We start from the raw sequence: 20,133 nt of genomic DNA, 5'->3' as shown, positions 1-20,133 counted from the left end.
GCGATCCGGACCCGGGTCGCGGGTCCGGATCGAAGGCCCGGCACGCCCTGCGCGTGCCGGGCCGGTTCGCGAGAGTGGAGGGATGGTCGAGGTGGACCGGTGGTGCGCGGGTACGGACGTCCCGTCCGTGGTGGACGCCCAGGTCCACGGCTGGGACGGCCGCCCCCACAACCAGGCCGGTCCGGCCGGGGAACAGTTCGTCGCCGACCTGCACCACCGGCACCGGATGGTCGACCCCTCGCCGTCGCCGCTCTCGGCCGACGCGTTCGGCCTGGTCACGCCGGACGCGCTGGCCGCACACGTGCTGTCGGCCGTCGACCGCGCCGTCCTGGTCCCGGCCACGTTCGACGACCTGTTCGTGCTCGGCTTCGCGGCACCCGGGTGGCACGCCGAGCTGGCCGAGGAACATCCCGGACGGCTGGTGCTCGCCGGGGAGCTCGACCCGGCCGACCGGGCTCGGGCCCGCGGGATCGGTGCCCAGGTGACCCGGGGCGGGATGCGGGCGCTGACCGTGCTGCCCTCGCGCCGCCCGGAGACGGCGGTGTCGCTGCGGGCGTCGTGGCTGCGGCGGACGTTGATCCGCGCCGAGCAGGCGGGCGCCGGGGTGGTGCACGTCGGCGTCGCACCGACGGCGCGGCCGCCGGCCGCGGCACCGGGCTGGGCGTACGCCGGCGTGGTCGACGCCGGTGACGCCACCCCGCGGCCGCGGTGGCCCAGCTGGGCCGAGCCCGTCCGGGCCGGCTCCGCGCTCCCGGTGCGGGCACGCACCGCGGGCCCCCTCCCGGCCGGCGGGATCGAGCTCGCCGAGGTGCGGGAGCTCGCCGCCGCCCTGCCCCGGGTGCGGTTCGTGCTCGGGGCGACGATCGCGCCGACCGCGGCACTGGTCCGGCTGGCCCGGCTGCCGAACGTGCACGTCCTGCTCACCGAGGTGCTGGTCGGGCTGCGCCGCGACCCGGTCCCCGCCGCGGAGGCGCTGGGGGAGCTGCTGGCCGCCTACGGCCCGGACCGGCTGATGTTCGGCAGCGGCTACCCCCTGGTGCGGCCGGACCGGCTGATCCGGGACCTCATGACGTTCCGCTACCCGGAGCCGCTGCGGGGCCGCTACCCCGAGCTCGACGACGACGTCCGCGAGGCCGTCCTCGGTGGCACCGCGGCCCGGCTCTACGGCCTGGACCTGCCGCACGCGCCGCGCACCGTGCGGCGCCGGGCGCCGCGCCAGGGCTCCCGCTGAGAGCGTCCGCGACGCGATCGCGACGACAATGGGCCGATGGTCGAGGTCCGTCAGCTGCAGTACTTCCTCGCCGTCGCCGACCGGCTCAGCGTCACCGACGCGGCCCGCGAGCTGCAGATGGCGCAGGCCGCCCTGAGCCAGGCCGTCACCAAGCTGGAGCGCCGGCTCGGCGTCGCCCTGTTCGACCGGAGCAGACGACGGCTGCGGCTCACCGCCGCCGGCGCCGCGCTGGTCCCGGAGGCCCGGCTGATCGTGGGCCGCACCCGGGAGCTGGGCGCGGTCGTCGCGGGCGGGTCGACGCGGACGCCGCTGCGGATCGGCTGCATCCCGTCCGCGGTGTCGGGCCTGCTCCCGGACGTCCTGCCGGGGTTCCTCGCCGGCCACCCCGAGGTGCTCCCGCTGGTGCACGAGATGGGGCAGCGGGCGCAGGTCGAGGCGCTGCGGGCGGGCGCCGTCGACGTCGGGGTGTGCCGGATGCTCGTCTCCGGGGACGGCATCGAGGTCGTCCGGCTCGCGGACGAGCCCCTGACCTGCCTGCTGCCCGTCTCGCACCCGCTCGCCGACGCCGGCCCGGTCGACCTCGCCGACCTGGCGGGTGAGTCGTTCGTCTGCTTCCCGCGCGACCACGCGCCCGTCGCGCACGACACCATCGTCGCCGCCTGTGTGCGGGCCGGTTTCTCGCCGCGGGTCACCCAGGAGGCCGTCAACGACCAGTCGGTGCTCGGCGTCGTCGCCTCCGGGCTCGCGGTGGCGATCGTGCCGCGCGCGACGACCCGGCTGCGGATGGCCGGGGTCGTCGCGCGCCCGCTGAGCGACCCGCTCGCCGTCACCCCGCTGTCGGTGCTGGTCGGACCGGTCAGCGCGCCTGCGGGCCGGGCGCTGCGGGACGAGCTGCTGCGCCTGCGGGGCTGAACCGGCCCGGATCCATCCGGGCGACGTCGAACGCCGTCCCGCCCTCGAGGACCAGGTCCGCGGCGACCCGCCCGAACACCGGCGCCATCTTGAACCCGTGGCCCGAGAACCCGGCCAGCACGGTGACGTTCGGCGCACCCGGTGCCGGGCCGACCAGTGCCGTCCGGTCGGCCGTGTAGCCGTCCATGTAGACGCCGTGCCGGATCGGATCCGGGTGCAGACCGGGCAGCAGCCGCCGCACCGCCTCGGTGACGGGTGCCAGCGCGGGCTCGGGCAGGTCCCGGGTGAGCGCGCGCGGGTCGGCCAGCGGGTCCCAGACGTCGGCGACGCCGGCCTTGACCGAGACGCCGTCCATCACCGGGCAACCGAACAGGTGATGGCCGCCGGTGTCGCGGATGAAGGCCGGGAACACCTCGGGCAGGTAGTCCTGCACCCGGACCGGTGCGAACCAGGTGAGCACGACCGGTTTCGGGGTCACCGCGGCACCGGGGACGAGCTCGCGCACCCACGGCCCCGTGGTGACGACGGCGCGGCGCACCCGCCAGGTCCGCTCGGCGGTCACGACGGTGACGCCGGCGTCGTCGGGCTCGACCGCCAGCACCGCCGTCCGCTCCAGGAGCCGGGCGCCGGACGCGCGGGCCCGCTCGAGCGCCGTGACCACGGCCAGCTCGGGGCGCAGCATCCCGCCCGCGGCGTCGAGGATCCCGATCTCGCCGTCGGCCGGCGCGTGCTGCGGGAAGCGGGCGGTCAGCTCGTCCGGGCCGAGGATCTCGTGCTCCAGGCCGTGCTCGTCGACCGAGGCCCGCACGTTGCGCATCGGGTCGATGTCCGGCAGGCCGACCGACAGGCATCCGGTCGGGGTGAACAGCGGGCGCCCGGAGCTCTCCGTGAGCTCGATCCACATGTCCCGGGCCCGGCGCAGCAGCGGGACGTACTCCGGGCCCTCGTGGTAGGCCGCGCGGAACAGGCGGGACTCGCCGCCCGCGGCCCCGCGGTCGTGCGCGAGACCGTACTGCTCGAAGCCGAGCACGTCCGCGCCGGACTCGGCCAGCTGCCAGGCGGCCATCGAGCCCATCGCTCCGAGGCCGATGACGGCGACGTCGGCGTCGGGCAGGGGATGGTCGTTCATGAGGTCCTCTCTCCGGGGCGGTCGGGTGTGCCGGACCGGGCGCGGGTCCAGCCGAGCAGGAACGGCAGGGCGAGGGCGACGAGCCCGGCCGCGGTCCAGCCGCCCGCGACCGCCCACCCGAGACCCGCGAGCACCAGCAGCGGCGTCACCGCGATGCTCGCCGTCTCCAGCGGTGCGACGGGCAGGTACGCGAGTCCGAACTCCTCCAGGGTGCGGCTGTCGAGATCGGGGTCGACCATCCGCAGCAGCGCGACCGACGTCGCGACGGCGCCGGTGGCCCAGCCCCAGGTGAACAGCGACTTCTCGAACCAGGCGCCGTGCATGACCTTCGGGGCGACCCAGCGGAACATCGCCAGGTTGAGTGCGAGCGCGGCGACGAACAGCAGGGTCAGCGGCAGCCAGTAGTCGGCGACCAGGCTGGGCGTGATCGAGGCGATGCCGCAGACGATGAGCAGGTCCGTGGCGAGACCGGAGATGCTCTTCAGGCTGCGCTGGTCGCAGTACTGCCAGGCCGGCGTCCGGCGGGCGACCGTCTTGACCAGCAGCCCGGCGAGGAAGGCGAGGACGAACACCGGCGCCGCGAACGACGGGACCAGCAGCCCGATCCCCTCGGCCACGCCGTAGCCGAGGACCGTCACCGCCGCGATCAGGCAGACCTGCAGGCCGAGCGGCTCGATCGACGACGGCGAGGTCGTCCCGATCCCGGTCGGCTCCCGGTCCGGTGCCGGCACCAGGCCGGTGCGCAGCGCCGCGGGGAGCTGGTCGAACCGGCCGATCCGGTCGGTGTGCCCGCGCCGGGCACCCCAGTTCGCGATCGCGATCCCGCCGACCACGCCGGCGAGCATCCCGACGGTCGCCGACGTGAAGGCGAGCGACGCCGCGCCCTCCCACCCGGCGTCGGCGAACACCGAGCCGACGGCGGCGGCCGACCCGAAGCCGCCCGCCCAGCCGGCGAACAGCAGCAGGCCGAACCCGTCCGGGGTGCCGAACACCGGCACGAACAGCACGTAGGCCAGCACCATGCCCAGCCCGACCTGGAGCGCGTACATCGCGAACGAGTAGGCGGAGAACGCCGCGGTCGACCGGCCGAAGCCGCGCGAGTGCGGGTCGTCGCCCAGGCCGAGACAGGCGAAGACGACGGCGATGAGCACCGAGGCGTAGGTCCCGAGCTGGTCGGAGAACGGCAGGACCCCGAGCACCTGCGGACCGAGCAGCAGCCCCAGGAACCCCGCGACGACGCTCGCCGGGAGCATCAGCCGCTGGGCCGGGACCACCCACCGCCGGACGAGCGTGCCGACGAGCAGCAGCCCGCCGATCAGGCCGGCGTCGACCACCAGCGACCAGGGTCCGAACTCCATGCGCACCTCCTCGGTTGTCCTGCACGTTCGTAGCAACGCGGCAGTGGCACCCGGAAGGGCTGCGCCATACGGACGCGCGAGGACGTCCTACGTGCCGGTGAACGGTCGTCCGCCGCTCGCCCACCGCGGACGGAGTCAGGCTCGCCTGTATGCAGGTGAGGCAAGGCTGGCTAACATTCCGCCGGAACGATCACGGAGGTGCTGGTCATGGAGTTCTCACGGCGGCAGGTGCTGCTGGGTTCGCTGGCGGCGGCGGGCGGTGTGCTGCTGTCCGGGTGCGGTGGTGGTGAGTCCGGTGGGGGCAGCGGCGGCGCGGCCGACGGCGAGGGCTTCCCGGTGACGATCGAGCACAAGTTCGGCTCGACGACGATCGAGCGCGCCCCGCAGCGGGTCGTGAGCATCGGCTACTCCGACCACGACGCGATCCTGGCGCTCGGAGTGCCGGTCGTCGGCGTCCGCTACTGGTACGGCGACGAGAACACCGCCGTGCAGCCGTGGGCGTCGGCCGCGGCGCAGCAGACCGGCTCGCAGCCCCAGATCCTGAACATGCCGACCCTGGAGCCGGAGAAGATCGCCGCGCTGCAGCCGGATCTGATCATCGGCATCTACTCCGACCTGGACCAGCAGAACTACGCCACGATCAGCGCGATCGCACCGACCGTGGGCCCGCCGGCCGGCTTCAACGACTACGGCGTCCCCTGGCAGGACGCGACCCGGTTCACCGGGCGCGCGCTCGGCCGGGAGGCGCAGGCCGACCAGCTGGTCGCCGACCTCGACGCGCGGTTCGCGCAGGTCCGCGACGCGAACCCGCAGTGGGCGGGCAAGCAGGCGGCGGTCGCGACCCGCGGCGCCGACAACTTCAGCATCTTCGCCTCGCAGGACCCGCGGTCGCGGTTCTTCGGCAACCTCGGGTTCGTCACCCCGCCGCGCTTCGACGAGATCGCCGGGACCAACTTCTACGCCGACCTGAGCTTCGAGCAGGCGACCGAGCTGGACCACGACCTGCTCGTCTGGGACCAGCTGTCCTTCACCCCCGGCGGGAGGGCCACGGTCGAGAACGACCAGTTGGTTTCCCGGCTGCCGGTGACCCGCGAGCAGCGCAGCATCTTCCTCGAGGGCGCGGTGGAGAACGCCTTCGGCTGGCAGACCGTGCTGAGCCTGCCCGCCGCGCTCGACGGCATCGTCCCGATGGTGGAGCAGGCGCTGCCCAGGACCTGACCGGGGACTGACAGGGTGGGGCGTGCCCCGCTCGTTGTCCTCCCCGCCGTTCCTGCTGCTCCTCGGTGCCACCGCGCTCGGTTTCGGCGGCTACGCGCTGCTGCTGCCGGTGGTGCCGCTGTGGGTGGCGCGCGGCGGGTCGGGCGAGTTCGGCGCCGGGCTGACGACCGGGGTGCTGATGGCGGTCACCGTCGGCACCCAGCTCCTCGTGCCCGCGATGCTGCGGAGGGTCGGGCACCGCCCGGTGCTCGTGGTGGGATCGCTGCTGCTCGGGCTGCCCACGCCGCTGCTCGCACTCACCGCGGACCTCGCGCCGGTGCTGGCGGTCTCGGCCGTGCGCGGTGTCGGGTTCGGGATGGCGACGGTGGCGGGCAGCGCCCTGGTCGCCGAGCTGGTCGAGCCGTCGGCGCACGGGCGGGCGTCGGCCCGGTACGGCTACGCGGTCGGCCTCCCGCAGCTGGCGCTGCTGCCCGCCGGGGTGGCCGTCGTCGACGCGATCGGGTTCACGGGGGTGTTCGTCGCCGCGGGGCTGGCCCCGGTCGGCGGGGCGCTGGTGATCGCGTTCGTGCGCGGTCCGGCCGTCGCGGGACGCGCTCGGACGGGGCCGGGCGCCGGGGGAGACCGTCGGACCGGATCGGGTCCGGGCGGCGCGGGACACGCTCCGGAGGTGCCGGGGCCGGGCGTCGCGGGATACACACGTCGGTCGCCGTTCGCCGGCGCCACCGGCCACCCCCGTGACGGCCGCCGCCGGCTCCCGGCCGCACCGGTCCTGGCGATGCTGGTGTGCTCGACCGCCCAGGGCGGCGTGATCACGTTCGCCCCGCTCGCCGCTCCCGGGTCGGGCCTCGCGGTGCCGGCCGCGCTGTTCGCCACCGCGCTCGGCGCGCTGGTCGGGCGGGGTGTCGCCGGTGCGCGCACCGACCGCAGCGGACGACCGGGGGCGTTGCTGCCGATCGGGACGCTCGTCGCCGCGGCCGGGATGACCGGCGTGCTGGCCGCTCCGGTCGGTGCGGCGTTCCTGGTGGTGGGCGCGGCCGCGGTCGGTGCGGGGTTCGGCCTGGTGCAGAACGACGCGATGGTCACCCTCTTCGCCGCCGCGGGCCCGCTGCACTACGGAGCCGCGAGCGCCGCCTGGAACATCGCCTACGACGCCGGGACCGGCCTCGGCGCCTCCGGCCTCGGCGCGATCGCCGAACCCTTCGGCTTCGCCGCCGCCTTCGGCGCCGCGGCCGCGGCCCTGCTGATCGCCACCCCCCTCGTGCGCCACCGCCACCGGGCCCCCTGACCCCACCTCACCGGCCGCCCGACCAATCAGCCGCACAGGTCGGAGGCTTCCCGCACAGGGCCGATCCCGTGCGGCAGCCCGAGAACCCGCGCGGTCGTTGCCGAACCCGTGCGGATCCACGGGTTCTCGTCGGCTCCACGGGACTCGTCGGCGGGGCCGGCCGGTGGTGGGGGCGCCTTCGGCTCGGCGGCGCGGCTGGGCTCGGCGGTGCGGCGCGGCGCGGGGCGGGGCGCGCGCAGAGCGGCGCCGCTGCTGCCGCACAGGTTGACGGCCTCCCGCGCAGGATCGGTCTTGTGCGGGGGCCGCGTACCTGTGCGGCTGCCGTGGAGGCTGTGCGGCATCGGCGCGACCGGTCTGGGCGGGTGCGGTATCAGTGCGGGCGGGTCGCGCGAGGTGGGTTGCTGTGGGCCGGCTCGGTACGAGCGGGCCGTGGCACGGCGCGGGCCCGGCACCGAGGTCGGTGCCGGGCCCGGGTGTGCGCCGTGCGGGTCAGGACCCGTTGCGGATCCACTCCTCGAGGTGCGGTGCCTCGTCGCCGATCTTCGTCGAGTCACCGTGGCCGGTGCGGACCTGCGTGTCGCCGGGCAGGGTCAGCAGCGTGGTGCGGATCGACTCGATGATCGTGTCGAACGACGAGTACGACCGTCCGGTGGCGCCGGGACCGCCCTGGAAGAGGGTGTCGCCGGTGAACACGATCCCCAGCTCGGGCGCGTAGAGGCAGGACGAACCCGGCGAGTGGCCGGGGGTCTGCAGCACCCGCAGGTCGATGCCGCCGGCCGAGAGGACCTGGCCGTCGGCGAGCGTGTCGTCGGGCTTGCGGTCGGGCCAGGTCATGTCCCAGAGGACCATCTCGGCCGGGTTGAGCAGGATCGGCGCGGAGAACCGGTCGGCGAGCGCGGGAGCCTGGTTGACGTGGTCGTCGTGCGCGTGGGTGCACACGATGGCCTTGACCCGGCGGTCGCCGACCGCGGCGGCGATCGCGACGGCGTCGTGGGCGGCGTCGATGACGAAGACCTCACGGTCGTCGCCGACGATCCAGACGTTGTTGTCGACGTCGAAGCTGCCGCCGTCGAGGTTGAAGGTGCCGGACGTGACGACGTGGTCGACGGGGGCCATCAGAGGATCACCACCGAACGCAGGACCTCACCGTGGTGCATCTTCTCGAAGGCGGACTCGATGTCGTCGAGGCCGATCTTCTCGGTGACGAACTTGTCCAGCGGGAACCGGCCCTGCAGGAACAGGTCGACGTACATCGGGAAGTCACGGCTGGGCAGACAGTCGCCGTACCAGCTGGACTTGAGTGCGCCACCGCGTCCGAAGTAGTCGATCAGCGGGATCTCCGGCGCCTGCAGGTCCGGGGTGGGCACCCCGACCAGGACGACGGTGCCGGCGAGGTCGCGGGCGTAGAACGCCTGCTTGTAGGTCTCCGGGCGCCCCACCGCCTCGACGACGACGTCGGCGCCGAAGCCGCCGGTGGCGGCCTGGATGGCCTCGACCGCGTCCTGCTCCTTGGCGTTGACGGTGTGGGTGGCGCCGAAGTCGGCGGCCCACTGCAGCTTCTTCGGGTCGGTGTCGACGGCGATGATGGTCGTCGCGCCGGCGAGCTTCGCGCCGGCGATGGCGGCGTCACCGACACCGCCGCAGCCGATCACCGCGATGGAGTCGCCGCGGCCGATCTGCCCGGTGTTGACCGCGGCGCCGAGCCCGGCCATGACGCCGCAGCCCAGCAGGCCGGCGACCTCGGGCGGGGCGGTCGGATCGACCTTGGTGCACTGTCCGGAGTGGACGAGGGTCTTCTCGATGAACGCACCGATCCCGAGCGCGGGGGAGAGCTCGGTGCCGTCGGTGAGGGTCATCTTCTGGCTCGCGTTGTGCGTGTCGAAGCAGAGGTGGGGCTTGCCCTTCTTGCACGCGCGACAGACCCCGCACACCGCACGCCAGTTCAGGACGACGTAGTCCCCGGGCTCGAGGTCGGAGACGCCCTCGCCGACGGACTCGACGATGCCGGCGGCCTCGTGACCGAGCAGGAACGGGAACTCGTCGTTGATCCCGCCGAGCTTGTAGTGCAGGTCGGTGTGGCAGACCCCGCATGCCTGGATCTTCACGACGGCCTCGCCCGGACCGGGATCGGGAACGTTGATCGTCTCGACCGTCACCGGCTCGCCCTTGGCGCGGGCAACGACCCCGCGTACCTGCTGTGCCATTCGTTGTACTCCACTCGTCATCGACGACGTCCGGTAGGACGGATGCTCGGATCGCGACTCTGGCATGCGTCGTGGGTCACTGTCTCGCCGGATCCGGGCGAAACACGTGTTACTCGCGGGTTACCCCCGGCTGCGGGATCACAGCCCGCCCCGGCGGTGACGCAGCGGTGTCGGCGACCGGGGCCCCGGCCCGCCCACGCCGGGTGGGCGGGCCGGTCCCGCGCCGCCTCAGAAGTCGATGTCGCCGCCGTCGAACCCGCCGTCGAACCCGGGGTCCTCGGCCGGGGGCTCGTCGGCCGCGGCCAGGTCCTCACCGCCGGCGTCGCCGGAGTCGTCGAACATCGCGTCGGCGACCGCGGTCCCGATGAACGCACCCGCGACGCCGGCCAGCAGCGAGCCGGCGATCATGCCGCCCATGCCCGGTCCGCGGCCACCGCCGAGGGAGCGCTCCATCGTGCCGGGCTCGCGCATCTCGGCGCGTGTCGCCATCCGGGCCAGCGCCTGCGGCTCGGTCGAGGTGGCCCGCTCGGACTCCGGCACGTTCTCGCCGACGTCGGTGAGGACCTTCTGCCGCTGCTCCGGGGTGAGCTTCGCGAACGCCTCGGCGTGCGCCTGCTCCACCTGCTCCGGCGGGGCGGTCCGGAGCATGTAGCGGTAGCGCTCGATCGCCTGCTGGTCCGGGTCCTGCGGCTGCTGCGGCGTTCCGCCGAACCCGGCGTGCTGCCGGGGCTCGGCCTGGCCGCCGGTGAGGCGCTCCTTGAGCTTGTCGAGCAGACCCATCTGGGGGTGTCCTCCTGGAATCGGGGAGTCACGCCCGGTCCGACCGAACCGGGCACGGAGGACGAACGCACCACCGGGGCCCGGGGTTCCCGCCACCGAAACGCCCTCTGCCCGTCCCGTCCCACCGCGAGCCGCACAGGTTTCGCGGAACCGCACAGGCTCACGGGCTCCCGCACGAGACCGGACCCGTGCGGGAGGCAGCCAACCTGTGCGGATGCCGCCAACCTGTGCGGGAGGCAGGCAACCTCCGGGAGGCAGCCGGTCTGTGCGAGGGGCGGTCGGACGTGTGCAGCGCGGGGGGCCGGATCGCGGTGTGTCCGGGTACGGTCGGGCGCCGTGACGATCGCGCCGCAGCTCCCGTCCAGCCCGCCGCCCGGACTCGCGCTCGGCGCCGTCGCGGGGGCCGGTCGCCCCGGCGGCTCACGGATCGTGTGCCCGCTTCCCGACGGCGGTCTGCTCGACGTCGGCTCGCTCGCCACCGCGCAGCGCGGCCCCCACCCGGAGCTGCTGACCGCGCCGAACCTCGACCGCCTGCTCGACGCCGGCGCCCCGGCCTGGCGCGAGGTCGTCGAGTGGCTGCGGGGTTGGCGCGACGACCACGAGCGGGCCGCGGCGCACCGGCTGCCGGTCGACGGGCTCGTCCCCGTCCTGCCCTTCACCGTCGCCGACTACGTCGACTTCTACGCCTGCGAGCAGCACGCGCGGAACGCCGGGCTGATCTTCCGGCCGGACGCCGAGCCGCTCACCCCGAACTGGCGCCACCTCCCGGTCGGCTACCACGGTCGCGCGGGGACGGTGCGGGTCAGCGGCAGCCCGGTGGTGCGCCCGTCCGGGCAGCGCGGCGCGGACGACTTCGGCCCGACGCGACGGCTCGATCTGGAGGCGGAGCTCGGGTTCGTCCTGGGTGGACCGGTTCCCGGCCCGGTGTCCGTGGACGACGCGGCGGACCACGTCTTCGGCGTCGTGCTGCTCAACGACTGGTCGGCCCGGGACGTCCAGGGGTTCGAGACCCGGCCGCTCGGCCCGCACCTGGGCAAGTCGTTCGCGACGTCGATCTCGGCGTGGGTGACGCCGATGGCGGAGCTGGCGGCGGCCCGCGTCCCGCTCCCGCCGCACGACCCGGCGCCGCTGCCGTACCTGTCCCCGCGCGAGCCGGCCCGCGGTCTCGACATCGGCCTGGAGGTGCACCTCGACGGGCACCGGGTCTCGTCCCCGCCCGCGGCCGACCTCTACTGGTCGCCGGAGCAGATGGTGGCCCACCTGACGTCGAACGGGGCCGGTCTCCGTGCGGGCGACCTGCTCGGCTCGGGCACCGTCTCCGGTCCCCGCCGGGAGCAGTTCGGCTCGCTGCTGGAGCTGTCCTGGAACGGCCGGGACCCGGTGATGCTCCCGGGCGGCACCCCGCGCAGCTGGCTGTCCGACGGCGACGAGGTCGTCCTCACCGCGACCGCACCCGCGGCCGACGGGAGCCGCTTCTCCCTCGGCGAGGTGCGGGGCCGCATCCGGCCCGCGGTCTGATCAGGCGAAGGGCAGCATCGGCTCCGGCTCGCCGAGCGCGTGCCGGATCAGCGGCGGGATCTCCTGCTTGCCGGAGCCGTCGACGGCGATGACCACGTAGACGGTGCGGCAGTCGCAGGTGACGACGACCTCGCCGTCCTCGCCGGTGCTGCGGACCTGGAAGTCGAGGGCGAAGCTCGTGCGGCCGAGCCGGGCCGTGGAGACGGCGACGGCGACGTCCTCGCCCCAGCCCACCCCGGCCCGCCAGTCGATCTCGGTGTGGACGAGCTGGACGTCGAACCCGGCGTCGAGCATCGCGCGGTAGGTGAGGCCGCGGAACTCGAGGAACTCGGTCATCGCCTCGTCGAACCAGGCGAGGTACCAGGCGTTGAAGACGACACCCTGCGCGTCCACCTCGTGGTAGCGCACCCGGACCGGGAACTCGAACGACGCCATGGCGCGATGTTACGGCGGCCCACGGGTGATCACCCGTTCTGCGACGTCCCGCCCACCCGCTCCCGGATCGTCCGGTTCACGGCCCGGCCGAACGTCGCGACGACGCCCTGCACGGTGACGGGCTTGAGCCGGGACAGCGCCGCGGCGAGCCGGGTGCGCTCGTCGGCGGGGCGGCCGCGGTCCCGGTAGGGCTGGAGCACCTCGTCCTGGAACAGGCTCATGAGGTCCTCGGCCAGGGCCGCGGTGTGCTTCTCGATCGCCGCCTGGGCGCGCTGCCACAGCTCGGGCGGCAGCCCGGAGGCGAGCGCGTCCAGTCCGGTGGCCAGTGCGATGGCGCCGTGCACGCGGACGGTGCCGTCGTCGCGCCGGACGAGGGCGCCGAGGTGGGCGAGGGTGTCGACGTCGGCGTCGGACAGCCGGTGGCCCGCCCGGCGGTCCAGCTCGGCGCGGGTCAGGTCCTCGCCGCTCTCCGGGATCCACGGGGTGAGCAGCGCCCGTTGCAGCGCGAGCTCCTCGGGGCCGGCGTCGTGCGGGAGCCGTTCCAGCTGCCGTTCGATCGCGGCGAGGGTGAAGCCCAGCCCGGTCAGCTCGCTGATCAGTTCGAGGCGGGCGCGGTGCCCGGCGTCGTACAGGCCCGTGCGGCCGCGCAGCCGTGGTGCGGGGATGAGGCCCTTGCCCGCGTAGAACCGGATGGTCCGCACCGAGACCCCGGTCCGCTCGGCGAGCTGGTCGACGGTCAGGAGGTCCTCGGACTCGGTCGGCGCGGCGGACATGGCGAGCAGGTTACGGGCCCGGACGCGAACGTGACAGTCTTGATGTGACATCGATGCTGTCACATACTCGGGCGTGCGCCTTGACCATGTGACAGTGCTGCTGTAACAAAAGCTACCGGTAAGTAGGAGGCGACGGCGCCCGTCGCGCCTCGCGCTGGACCCCAGCGCCCGACCACCCACGAGAGGTTCGGATGAGCGAGATCCCCGAGGCCTACATCTACGACGCGATCCGCACACCGCGCGGCCGGGGCAAGGCCTCCGGCTCGCTGCACGAGGTCAAGCCGATCTCCCTGGTGGTCGGTCTGATCGACGAGCTGCGCGCCCGCAACCCCGAGCTCGACCCGGCCGTCATCGACGACCTGGTGCTCGGCGTCGTCTCCCCGGTCGGCGACCAGGGCGGTGACATCGCCAAGACCGCCGCCATCGCCGCCGGTCTGCCCGACACCGTCGCCGGTGTCCAGCTCAACCGGTTCTGCGCCTCCGGGCTGGAGGCGGTCAACACCGCCACCCAGAAGGTGCGTTCGGGCATGGAGGAGATGGTCGTCGCCGGTGGCGTCGAGGCCATGAGCCGCGTGCCGATGGGTTCCGACGGCGGCGCCTGGGCGATGGACCCGGACACCGCCTACGAGACCGGCTTCGTGCCGCAGGGCATCGGCGCCGACCTGATCGCCACCCTCGAGGGCTTCTCCCGCGAGGACGTCGACACCTTCGCCGTCGAGTCCCAGACCCGCGCCGCCAAGGCGTGGGCGAACGGGTACTTCGCCAACTCGGTGGTCCCGGTGAAGGACCGCAACGGTCTGACGATCCTCGACCGCGACGAGCACGTGCGGGCCGGCGCCACGCTGGAGAGCCTGGGCGGGCTGAAGCCGTCGTTCGAGATGATGGGCCGCGACGGCGGGTTCGACGCCGTCGCGCTGCAGCAGTACCACTGGGTCGAGCAGATCGACCACGTCCACCACGCCGGGAACTCGTCGGGCATCGTCGACGGCGCCGCGCTGACGCTGATCGGCACCGAGGCGGCCGGGAAGGCCAACGGCCTGACCCCGCGGGCCCGGATCGTCGCCACCGCGCTGTCCGGCGCCGACCCGACGATCATGCTGACGGGCCCGGCACCGGCGTCGAAGAAGGCGCTCGCCAAGGCCGGCCTCACCGTCGACGACATCGACCTCTTCGAGATCAACGAGGCGTTCGCCGCGGTCGCCCTGCGCTACATGCGTGACATGGGCATCTCGGCCGAGCAGACCAACGTCAACGGCGGCGCCATCGCGATGGGCCACCCGCTCGGCGCCACCGGCGCGATGATCCTCGGCACCCTGGTCGACGAGCTCGAGCGCCGCGACCTGCGCCGTGGCCTCGCCACGCTGTGCGTGGGCGGCGGCATGGGCATCGCGACCATCGTCGAGCGTGTGTGAGACCGGCAGCGGACTTCGGAAGGAACGAATCACAGTGAGTGAGCAGAAGGCCGTCCGCTGGGAGAAGGACGCGGACGGGATCGCGATCGTCACCCTCGACGACCCCGGCCGCAGCGCCAACACCATGAACGACCGCTACAAGGCGGCCATGGGCGAGGTCGTCGACGAACTCGTCGCCGCGAAGGACGACATCACCGGCGTGATCGTCACCTCGGCGAAGAAGACCTTCTTCGCCGGTGGCGACCTGGAGCAGCTCTCGTCCGCCGGCCCGGACGACGGCGCCCAGGTGTTCGAGAACGTCACCGAGGTCAAGGCCCAGCTGCGCAAGCTGGAGACCCTCGGCAAGCCCGTCGTCGCCGCGATGGCGGGCACCGCGCTCGGCGGTGGCCTGGAGATCGGGCTGGCGTGCCACCACCGGGTCGGGATCGACGCCAAGGGCGTCGTCTACGGCCTGCCGGAGGTCTCGCTGGGCCTGCTCCCCGGGGGCGGCGGCGTCACCCGCATCACCCGGATGCTCGGCATCGCCAACGGCTTCATGAACGTCCTCGCGCAGGGCCAGCGGCACAAGCCGGCCAAGGCCCTCGAGCTGGGGATCGTCGACGAGCTGGCCACCACGCCCGACGAGGTGCTGGCGAAGGCCAAGGCGTGGATCGCGGCGAACCCGGAGGCCGCGCAGCCCTGGGACAAGCCGAAGTACAAGATCCCCGGCGGCACCCCGTCGAACCCGTCGCTGGCCTCGATCCTGCCCGCCTTCCCGGCGAACCTGCGCAAGCAGCTCAAGGGCGCCCCGATGCCGGCCCCGCGCAACATCCTGGCCGCGGCCGTCGAGGGCTCCCAGGTCGACTTCGACACCGCGCTGCGGATCGAGGGCCGGTACTTCGCCGAGCTCGTCACCGGCCAGGTCTCGAAGAACATGACCAAGGCGTTCTTCTTCGACCTGAACGCGATCAACGGCGGCAAGTCCCGCCCGGACGGCCCCGAGAAGTGGCAGCCCACCAAGGTCGCCGTGCTCGGCGCCGGGATGATGGGCGCGGGCATCGCCTACGTCTGCTCGCTCGCCGGCTGGGACGTCGTCCTGAAGGACGTCTCGAAGGAGGCGGCCGACAAGGGCAAGGCGTACTCGCAGAGCCTGGTCGAGAAGGGCGTCTCCCGCGGGAAGACCACCCAGGAGAAGGGCGACGCCCTGCTCGGCCGGATCACCCCGACCGACGACTACGCCGATCTCGCCGGCTGCGACGTCGTCATCGAGGCCGTGTTCGAGTCGGTCGAGCTCAAGCAGGAGGTGTTCCGCGAGGCGGCCAAGCACATCCAGCCGGACGCGCTGCTGTGCTCGAACACCTCGACCCTGCCGATCACCGAGCTCGCGAAGGGCGTCGACCGGCCGGACGACTTCATCGGCCTGCACTTCTTCTCGCCGGTGGACAAGATGCCGCTGGTCGAGATCATCAAGGGCGAGCGGACCAACGACGAGGCCCTGGCCAAGGCGTTCGACCTCACGCTCGGGATCAAGAAGACGCCGATCGTCGTCAACGACTCCCGCGGGTTCTTCACCAGCCGCGTGATCGGCACCTTCATCAACGAGGGTGTCGCGATGATCGCCGAGGGCATCGACCCGCAGACGATCGAGCAGGCGTCGTCGCAGGCCGGGTACCCGGCCCCGGTGCTGCAGCTGATGGACGAGCTGACCCTGACGCTGCCGCGCAAGATCCGCGAGGAGACGAAGAAGGGCGTCGAGGCCGCCGGTGGCACCTGGACCCCGCACCCGTCCGACGCGGTGATCGACCGGATGCTCGACGAGTACGACCGCAAGGGCAAGAGCTCGGGCGCCGGGTTCTACGAGTACTCCGACGGCAAGCGCGCCGGGCTCTGGCCGGGCCTGCGCGAGCAGTTCGGCGCGACGAACCACGACGTCGACCTGCACGAGCTGTCGGAGCGCATGCTGTTCATCGAGTCGATCGAGACCGTGCGTTGCGTCGACGAGGGCGTGCTGGAGACCGTGGCCGACGCCAACATCGGCTCGATCTTCGGCATCGGCTTCCCGGCCTGGACCGGTGGCGTGCTCCAGTACATCGAGGGCTACCCCGGTGGCCCGGCCGGCTTCGTCGCGCGCGCGGACGAGCTCAAGGCGTCCTACGGCGACCGGTTCGACGTCCCGCAGAGCCTGCGTGACCGGGCCGCGAAGGGGGAGTCGGCCACCGCGGCCGCCTGATCCCGTTCCGCCCACCGAGGCCCCGCCGGCACCCTGGCCGGCGGGGCCTCGGTGTCGTCGTGGGGGTCGTCCCGGCCGTCGTAGGGTCGGCGGATGATCCGCAACGTGGTCGTGGGACGGCTGAAGGACGGGGTCGGTCCCGCGGAGATCGAGAAGGGCTTGCAGGCGCTGCGCGACCTCGAGGTCGAGGGCCTCGACCTGGACCTCATGGCCGGTCTCGACCTGGGGCTCCGCGAGGGCAACGCACACTTCGTGCTGACCCTCGACCTGCCCGACGAGGAGTCGTACCGGATCTACGACGCCGACGACGAGCACAACCGGATCCGGCGCGAGATGGTCGCCCCGCTGTGCACCTCGATCGAGCGGATCCAGTTCCGGCTGCCCGGCTGACGCGGGTCCGGGAGTCACTCCGGGTGATCCCGGACGATGTCCGGTTCGCCGGACATGCACCATGGTGGGCGTGACGCAATGGGTGTTCGACATCGTGGACCGGCTCGGCGCGGCCGGGATCGGCTTGCTGATCTTCCTGGAGAACGTGATCCCGCCGATCCCGTCGGAGGTCATCCTCCCGCTCGGCGGGTTCCGTGCGTCGACCGGCGCGATGGACCCGATCGGGGTCTGGGCGGCCGCGACGATCGGCGCCGTCGCCGGTGCGCTCGTCCTCTACGCCCTGGGGTCGTGGCTGGGCTTCGAGCGGGTGCACGCCCTCGCCGGGAAGCGCTGGTTCGTCCTCTCCAGCCAGAAGGACCTGGAGAAGGGACTCGTCCTCTTCGAGCGCTACGGCAGCTGGTTCGTGCTCGGGGGACGGTGCATCCCGATCGTCCGGAGCCTGATCTCGATCCCGGCCGGCATCGCCGGGATGCCGCTGTCCCGGTTCACGGCGCTCTCCACGCTCGGCAGCGCCGTGTGGAACGCCCTGTTCGTCTACCTCGGGTTCGCGCTCGGGGAGCGCTGGGAGGTCGTCGAGGGCTACATGTCGCCGATCAGCAAGGTCGTCGCGGTGGCCGGCGCGCTCGTCCTGGTGTGGCTGGTCTGGCGGAAGGTCCGGCAGCGTCGCGCCCGCGGCGGGGTGGAGGAGGCCGACGCAGCGCCGCGCTGAGTACACGGCCCGCTGCGACGGGCGGGTGAATCCGGACGCCCTGCGTGCCGGTCCCACCACGGCGTGCAGCGCTGTGCTACCGGCTGGGAGCCCGTCCGTCGTGCTGTGCGAACCTGATCGGCGAACTCGGAGCCGTCGGACAGGTGGAGGTGGTCGTGCGCCTCGTCGGCATCCACCACACCCATGCGTCCGGGACGGTCGCGCTGCGGGGTGTCGACCTGGACGTCGATCCGGCCGTCGCCACCGTGCTGCGCGGTGGGAACGGCGCGGGGAAGTCGACCCTGCTGCGGATCGCCGCGGGCGCCGTGGTGCCCACCGCGGGTGCGGTCGAGGACCGGCCCGCCGTCGTCGGGTACCTGCCCGACCGGTTCCCCGCCACGATGAAGATCCCGCCGCGGCGCTGGCTCGACCACCTCGCCCGGGTCCGCGGGCTCGAGCCCGACGACCTCCTCGACCGGGCCGACGAGCTGCTCACCGAGCTCGGCTACGACGGTGACGACGACGAGCCGATGGCCGAGCTCTCCAAGGGCAACACCCAGAAGATCGGCCTCGTCCAGGCACTGGTGTGCGACCCGGGCGCGCTCGTCCTGGACGAGCCCTGGTCCGGCCTCGACGACGACGCCGCCGACGCCCTCACCCGGCTGCTCGCCGGCCGCACCGGGGCGACCCTGGTCACCGACCACACCGGAACCGCCCTCGAGCTGCCCGGGGCACGGGTGCACCGGCTCCGGGAGGGCCGGATCGCGACCGACGCCGATCCCGAGTCGGTGCCGTTGCCGGCGGCGCCGCCACCCGGCGCGATGATGCGGATCGACCTGGCGTGCGCCGGCGATCCTCGCCCGTTGATCGAGCAGGTCCTGCCGCCGGCGCGGGTCGAGGGCGCCGCCCCGGGCCGCTTCACCGTGCGGGTGCCCGCCCCGGAGGCCGACGCCTGGCTCACCGCCGCCCTCTCCGCCGGATGTGCCGTCCGGTCCGTGCGCCCGGTCCGTACCGAGCGGCCCCGGGACGGCGCGCCCTCCGGCCGGACGCCGAGGGGTGCGTCCGGCCCGGTGGGCGACGGCCCCGGGGCGGCGCCGCAGCCCGACCGGACCCCCTACGCCGAGGCCCACCGCGCCGCGCGCCCGCGCCGCGGCGCACGGGGGCCCGCGTGGTGAGGAGGGCCCGTTCCGCCGTGGCCGTGGCCATGCTGCTGGGTGAGGACGTCGCGCGGTCCGAGCGGTTCATCGCGCCCGCCGTGCTCTACGTCGGCTTCCTCGCGATCCTCTTCGGCGGGGCACCCGGGCCGCTCCCGGAGCCGTGGGCGGCGAGCGCCCTGCTGCTGTACCCGGTGGGTGCCTGGCTGGCGCACGCGGTCGCCGAGACGGAGGACGACACCGCCCGCACCGTGACGCTGTCCGCCGCGGGCGGGCCTCTGCCGGTCGCCGCCGGGGTGCTGCTGGCGGCGACGGCCGGGGTGGCCGCGCTCGGTCTCGTCGCCGTCGTGTGGGGGGTGGTCGCCGCCTGGGGCACGGCGACGACGGGTGGCCTGCTCGACGGCCTGCTGGCGCACCTGGCCTGCGGGATCACCGGCGCCGCCGTCGGATCGGTGTTCGCGCGGCCGCTGTTCCGCAGCCAGGGCGTGGCGCTCGTCGCCGCCCTGACGGTCCTGGTGGTCACCGGGACGAGTTCCTGGCTGCCGCCGGTCGGGACGGCCGCGGCGTCGCTGGGCAACGGGCGCGGCGGGCTGGGCCCGTTCGGCGACCTGCTGCTGGCCGTCCTCGTCGCCGTCGCGGCGCTCACCCTGGTGGTGCGGGTCGAGCAGGGGCGGTTCGCGTCCTGGCGGGACTCGTGGTCGGCGCTGGTGGAGCGGATCCGGCCCGGCTCCTGAGGGCGCCCGCGGTCAGGGGACCAGCCCGGCGAGGCGGCCGAGGCGCTCGACGGTGCCCTCGAAGACGGCGTCGCGGTCCTCGAGGACGTTCTCGAACTGGCCGAACAGCTCGAACGAGACGTGCCCGAACACGCCGGTCCACGCGGTGACGCCGGCCAGGAGCGCGGCGTCGGGCAGGTCCGGGGTCCCGAGCGCGTCCCGCAGCCGCGCGGCGTCGCCCGCCGGAGCGGACGCGGTGTCCTCGGGCACCCGCAGCGTGCCGGCGGCGTGCGCGTCGGCGAGCAGCTCCGCGAACGGGGCGATCACCCGGGCGGCCGACGGGACGGTCTCGGCGGGCGCCCGGTAGCCGGGGACGGGGGAGCCGTAGATCAGCGCGTACTCGTGCGGGTGCGCCAGTGCCCAGGTGCGCACCGCGCGGGCGATCGCCCGCCAGCGGCCCGCGGGGTCCGGCTCGGCGCGCGCGGCCGGGCCGACGGCGCCGGCGAGGGCCTCGTAGCTCTGCACGATCAGCGCGGTGAGCAGGTCGTCGCGGGTCGGGAAGTACCGGTGCAGCGCGGACGACACCATCCCGATCTCCCGGGACACCGCGCGCATCGACAGCGCGGCGGCCCCGGTCTCGGCCAGCTGCCTGCGGGCGGCCGCGGTGATCTCGGCGACGAGCTCGGTGCGGGCCCGTTCGCGGGCCGTGCGGGAGGCGTTCATC

19 protein-coding genes are annotated in these 20,133 nt (G+C 73.9%); 11 read left to right on the top strand and 8 right to left on the bottom strand.

Annotated features, from left to right (window positions below):
- Positions 1-82: 82 nt before the first annotated feature.
- Both AD017_RS10460 and AD017_RS10455 read left to right on the top strand, forming a co-directional pair.
- Positions 83-1,231, top strand: a complete 1,149-nt coding sequence (locus AD017_RS10460; RefSeq protein ID WP_060574097.1) for an amidohydrolase family protein — start codon at positions 83-85, stop codon at positions 1,229-1,231.
- Positions 1,232-1,267: 36 nt separating this feature from the next.
- Positions 1,268-2,143: a LysR family transcriptional regulator gene (locus tag AD017_RS10455; protein ID WP_060574096.1), complete on the top strand. Its 876-nt coding sequence runs from the start codon at positions 1,268-1,270 to the stop codon at positions 2,141-2,143.
- Here AD017_RS10455 and solA read toward each other — a convergent pair.
- A complete protein-coding gene (gene solA / locus AD017_RS10450) occupies positions 2,088-3,272 on the bottom strand; it encodes an N-methyl-L-tryptophan oxidase (RefSeq protein ID WP_060574095.1) in 1,185 nt (394 codons plus the stop codon). The genes AD017_RS10455 and solA overlap by 56 nt on opposite strands.
- Positions 3,269-4,630, bottom strand: a complete 1,362-nt coding sequence (locus AD017_RS10445; RefSeq protein ID WP_060574094.1) for a sodium/glutamate symporter — start codon at positions 4,628-4,630, stop codon at positions 3,269-3,271. The genes solA and AD017_RS10445 overlap by 4 nt, the downstream gene beginning before the upstream one ends.
- Positions 4,631-4,837: 207 nt before the next feature.
- On the opposite strand from AD017_RS10445, the gene AD017_RS10440 reads away from it, so the two are divergent.
- Positions 4,838-5,848 carry an iron-siderophore ABC transporter substrate-binding protein gene (locus tag AD017_RS10440; protein WP_145982718.1) on the top strand — a complete coding sequence of 337 codons (1,011 nt, stop codon included), beginning with the start codon at positions 4,838-4,840 and terminating at the stop codon, positions 5,846-5,848.
- A gap of 22 nt (positions 5,849-5,870) precedes the next feature.
- Entirely contained in the window at positions 5,871-7,133 is a 1,263-nt protein-coding gene (locus AD017_RS10435) for an MFS transporter (protein WP_010231756.1), read from the top strand.
- A gap of 489 nt (positions 7,134-7,622) precedes the next feature.
- Here AD017_RS10435 and AD017_RS10430 read toward each other — a convergent pair whose 3' ends face one another.
- From AD017_RS10430 to AD017_RS10420, 3 genes are all read right to left on the bottom strand, one after another.
- On the bottom strand, positions 7,623-8,249 hold the full coding sequence (locus tag AD017_RS10430) for an MBL fold metallo-hydrolase (protein ID WP_202968844.1): 627 nt from the start codon (positions 8,247-8,249) through the stop codon (positions 7,623-7,625).
- A complete protein-coding gene (locus AD017_RS10425; protein WP_010232574.1) occupies positions 8,249-9,337 on the bottom strand; it encodes an S-(hydroxymethyl)mycothiol dehydrogenase in 1,089 nt (362 codons plus the stop codon). Before AD017_RS10425 ends, AD017_RS10430 begins: the two co-directional genes overlap by 1 nt.
- Before the next feature lie 228 nt (positions 9,338-9,565).
- Positions 9,566-10,117, bottom strand: coding sequence for a hypothetical protein (locus AD017_RS10420; RefSeq protein WP_060574091.1), 552 nt, complete (start codon positions 10,115-10,117; stop codon positions 9,566-9,568).
- 336 nt (positions 10,118-10,453) lie between these two features.
- Between AD017_RS10420 and AD017_RS10415 the strand changes: the two genes are divergently transcribed.
- Positions 10,454-11,635, top strand: coding sequence for a fumarylacetoacetate hydrolase family protein (locus tag AD017_RS10415; RefSeq protein WP_060574090.1), 1,182 nt, complete (start codon positions 10,454-10,456; stop codon positions 11,633-11,635).
- Here AD017_RS10415 and AD017_RS10410 read toward each other — a convergent pair whose 3' ends face one another.
- A complete protein-coding gene (locus AD017_RS10410) occupies positions 11,636-12,070 on the bottom strand; it encodes a thioesterase family protein (RefSeq protein WP_010232571.1) in 435 nt (144 codons plus the stop codon).
- Positions 12,071-12,099: 29 nt separating this feature from the next.
- Complete coding sequence (locus AD017_RS10405) at positions 12,100-12,843, bottom strand: MerR family transcriptional regulator (RefSeq protein WP_060574089.1); 744 nt, start codon at positions 12,841-12,843, stop codon at positions 12,100-12,102.
- A 191-nt stretch (positions 12,844-13,034) separates the two neighbouring features.
- Between AD017_RS10405 and AD017_RS10400 the strand changes: the two genes are divergently transcribed.
- The 6 genes from AD017_RS10400 (at position 13,035) to AD017_RS10375 (ending at position 19,430) form a co-directional block, all read left to right on the top strand.
- Positions 13,035-14,255, top strand: coding sequence for an acetyl-CoA C-acetyltransferase (locus AD017_RS10400; RefSeq protein WP_010232569.1), 1,221 nt, complete (start codon positions 13,035-13,037; stop codon positions 14,253-14,255).
- 34 nt (positions 14,256-14,289) lie between these two features.
- Positions 14,290-16,464, top strand: a complete 2,175-nt coding sequence (locus AD017_RS10395; protein ID WP_060574088.1) for a 3-hydroxyacyl-CoA dehydrogenase NAD-binding domain-containing protein — start codon at positions 14,290-14,292, stop codon at positions 16,462-16,464.
- Positions 16,465-16,557: 93 nt separating this feature from the next.
- On the top strand, positions 16,558-16,854 hold the full coding sequence (locus AD017_RS10390) for a Dabb family protein (protein ID WP_010232566.1): 297 nt from the start codon (positions 16,558-16,560) through the stop codon (positions 16,852-16,854).
- A 70-nt stretch (positions 16,855-16,924) separates the two neighbouring features.
- On the top strand, positions 16,925-17,563 hold the full coding sequence (locus tag AD017_RS10385) for a DedA family protein (RefSeq protein ID WP_212592092.1): 639 nt from the start codon (positions 16,925-16,927) through the stop codon (positions 17,561-17,563).
- A 155-nt stretch (positions 17,564-17,718) separates the two neighbouring features.
- Entirely contained in the window at positions 17,719-18,717 is a 999-nt protein-coding gene (locus AD017_RS10380; protein ID WP_168170516.1) for an ATP-binding cassette domain-containing protein, read from the top strand.
- A 17-nt stretch (positions 18,718-18,734) separates the two neighbouring features.
- Positions 18,735-19,430 carry a hypothetical protein gene (locus tag AD017_RS10375; RefSeq protein WP_060574086.1) on the top strand — a complete coding sequence of 232 codons (696 nt, stop codon included), beginning with the start codon at positions 18,735-18,737 and terminating at the stop codon, positions 19,428-19,430.
- 12 nt (positions 19,431-19,442) lie between these two features.
- Here AD017_RS10375 and AD017_RS10370 read toward each other — a convergent pair whose 3' ends face one another.
- Positions 19,443-20,132 carry a TetR/AcrR family transcriptional regulator gene (locus AD017_RS10370; RefSeq protein WP_060576334.1) on the bottom strand — a complete coding sequence of 230 codons (690 nt, stop codon included), beginning with the start codon at positions 20,130-20,132 and terminating at the stop codon, positions 19,443-19,445.
- Position 20,133: the final 1 nt, after the last annotated feature.

It is taken from the genome of Pseudonocardia sp. EC080619-01 (assembly GCF_001420995.1).
Taxonomy (GTDB): domain Bacteria; phylum Actinomycetota; class Actinomycetes; order Mycobacteriales; family Pseudonocardiaceae; genus Pseudonocardia.
This window is presented reverse-complemented; position numbering and strand designations above follow the sequence as displayed.

Bases quoted from the DNA above. Each gene is read 5' to 3' on its own strand.
- AD017_RS10440 (WP_145982718.1), top strand. From the start codon at position 4,838: ATGGAGTTCTCACGGCGGCAGGTGCTGCTGGGTTCGCTGGCGGCGGCG.
- AD017_RS10430 (WP_202968844.1), bottom strand. From the start codon at position 8,249: ATGGCCCCCGTCGACCACGTCGTCACGTCCGGCACCTTCAACCTCGAC.
- AD017_RS10420 (WP_060574091.1), bottom strand. From the start codon at position 10,117: ATGGGTCTGCTCGACAAGCTCAAGGAGCGCCTCACCGGCGGCCAGGCC.
- AD017_RS10425 (WP_010232574.1), bottom strand. From the start codon at position 9,337: ATGGCACAGCAGGTACGCGGGGTCGTTGCCCGCGCCAAGGGCGAGCCG.
- AD017_RS10390 (WP_010232566.1), top strand. From the start codon at position 16,558: ATGATCCGCAACGTGGTCGTGGGACGGCTGAAGGACGGGGTCGGTCCC.
- AD017_RS10370 (WP_060576334.1), bottom strand. From the start codon at position 20,132: ATGAACGCCTCCCGCACGGCCCGCGAACGGGCCCGCACCGAGCTCGTC.
- solA (WP_060574095.1), bottom strand. From the start codon at position 3,272: ATGAACGACCATCCCCTGCCCGACGCCGACGTCGCCGTCATCGGCCTC.
- AD017_RS10405 (WP_060574089.1), bottom strand. From the start codon at position 12,843: ATGTCCGCCGCGCCGACCGAGTCCGAGGACCTCCTGACCGTCGACCAG.
- AD017_RS10400 (WP_010232569.1), top strand. From the start codon at position 13,035: ATGAGCGAGATCCCCGAGGCCTACATCTACGACGCGATCCGCACACCG.
- AD017_RS10455 (WP_060574096.1), top strand. From the start codon at position 1,268: ATGGTCGAGGTCCGTCAGCTGCAGTACTTCCTCGCCGTCGCCGACCGG.
- AD017_RS10445 (WP_060574094.1), bottom strand. From the start codon at position 4,630: ATGGAGTTCGGACCCTGGTCGCTGGTGGTCGACGCCGGCCTGATCGGC.
- AD017_RS10460 (WP_060574097.1), top strand. From the start codon at position 83: ATGGTCGAGGTGGACCGGTGGTGCGCGGGTACGGACGTCCCGTCCGTG.
- AD017_RS10410 (WP_010232571.1), bottom strand. From the start codon at position 12,070: ATGGCGTCGTTCGAGTTCCCGGTCCGGGTGCGCTACCACGAGGTGGAC.